Source organism: Sulfitobacter sp. HI0027 (assembly GCF_001634775.1).
In the GTDB taxonomy this organism is placed as follows: Bacteria; Pseudomonadota; Alphaproteobacteria; order Rhodobacterales; family Rhodobacteraceae; genus Sulfitobacter.
The window spans coordinates 1-1,699 of sequence record NZ_LWER01000071.1 but is presented as its reverse complement, the minus strand read 5'-3'; the positions used below and the strand labels follow the sequence as shown (position 1 = coordinate 1,699).

The 1,699-nt window shown below is 57.6% G+C and carries 1 protein-coding gene and 1 pseudogene; one reads left to right on the top strand and one right to left on the bottom strand.

The window, feature by feature from the left end:
• Window positions 1-121: 121 nt before the first annotated feature.
• A pseudogene (locus A3722_RS04295) lies at window positions 122-607 on the bottom strand (IS6 family transposase); the annotation flags it as partial.
• A gap of 611 nt (window positions 608-1,218) precedes the next feature.
• Here A3722_RS04295 and A3722_RS04290 point away from each other — a divergent pair.
• Window positions 1,219-1,699, top strand: a 481-nt coding sequence (locus A3722_RS04290; protein WP_067915937.1) for an IS6 family transposase, incomplete at its 3' end; no start/stop codon positions are given.

Here is a 1,699-nt window from a genome sequence, read left to right as displayed (position 1 = left end):
TCACCATCCCGGCCAGCGGCTTCTGGTAACGCCGCACTCAAAGGCCTGACAGAAGCTCGCACTCGATCACCAACTCACGCAGATTGAAAAACTTCTTGCATCACGGACGGCAACCACAGAAGCCCTTGTGTGCCCGATGATCGGCGTCGGGAGCGAGCTTCCGGATCGGCGCAAAATAGCTGCGCAGTTTGTCGGTGATCACCACACGGGGCTGGCCGAACTGCGCGATGAGCCTTGCCAGAAAGCGCTTTGCCGCCCTGGCATTTCTGCGGGTTTGCACGAGGATGTCGAGCGTGTCGCCATTGGCATCCACGGCCCGCCACAGCCAGTGCTTCTTGCCACGGATCGGGATAACCACCTCGTCCAGATGCCAGTTGTCTGAAGGCGCTGGCCGGTCTCGTAGGATGCGGGTCGAGAAATGCCCGCCAAAGCGGTTGACCCAAAGCCTGATGCTCTCGCGGCTCACGATCACGCCGCGCTCGGCCAAAAGGTCCTCGACGTCCGCCGTGCTCAAAGCAAAACGGTGCCAGGCCCAGACGGCATAGGCAATGATCTCCCGGGGAAAGCGAAAGCCCTTCAGGCGCGGCATGGATGACGGCATTTTCATCCGAGATCCTGTAGCAGGGGCTCCACGACACAACAACTTGGCAATGCCCATCCAAGAATTGATCAACAACTCATCTGGAGATAGCGATCAGACGTTGATAGAGGCTATCGCGGACCTGGTTCGGAGGACTTTACTCGCTGCAGCAATACATCCCTGAAATAACCTGCGTGCAGCGTCAGAAAGCGAGATCGTGTGCCAATCAGACATGCTTGTGTTTTTCTGAGATTTATTAATGCAGCGGATTGCAAAAACTCTCGCTGTGCGCTCTGAGGCTACAGCCTTTCCAAGCTTCGCCCTTGTAAGCCAGTTCATTCGGAATATCCGCTAAATGCAAGTGTTTGGGACGGAACTCATACCAAGCCGTAGAACTCCACAGCGCTGCGAACGCTGCAACTTTTCCTAGTTTAAAGACAGCAAGGTGCTCAATATGACCCGAATAGTGATAATCAACCATTACGGTTCAACCACAGGCACCGGTATGGGCGGACGGCATCACTATTTCGCCCGGGAGTTAGCGCGCAAGGGCCATACAGTAACATTAGTCGCCGCTCGATCACATCACCGGCATTGCCAAGTTGTTGTGTCGTGGAGCCCCTGCTACAGGATCTCGGATGAAAATGCCGTCATCCATGCCGCGCCTGAAGGGCTTTCGCTTTCCCCGGGAGATCATTGCCTATGCCGTCTGGGCCTGGCACCGTTTTGCTTTGAGCACGGCGGACGTCGAGGACCTTTTGGCCGAGCGCGGCGTGATCGTGAGCCGCGAGAGCATCAGGCTTTGGGTCAACCGCTTTGGCGGGCATTTCTCGACCCGCATCCTACGAGACCGGCCAGCGCCTTCAGACAACTGGCATCTGGACGAGGTGGTTATCCCGATCCGTGGCAAGAAGCACTGGCTGTGGCGGGCCGTGGATGCCAATGGCGACACGCTCGACATCCTCGTGCAAACCCGCAGAAATGCCAGGGCGGCAAAGCGCTTTCTGGCAAGGCTCATCGCGCAGTTCGGCCAGCCCCGTGTGGTGATCACCGACAAACTGCGCAGCTATTTTGCGCCGATCCGGAAGCTCGCTCCCGACGCCGATCATCGGGCACACA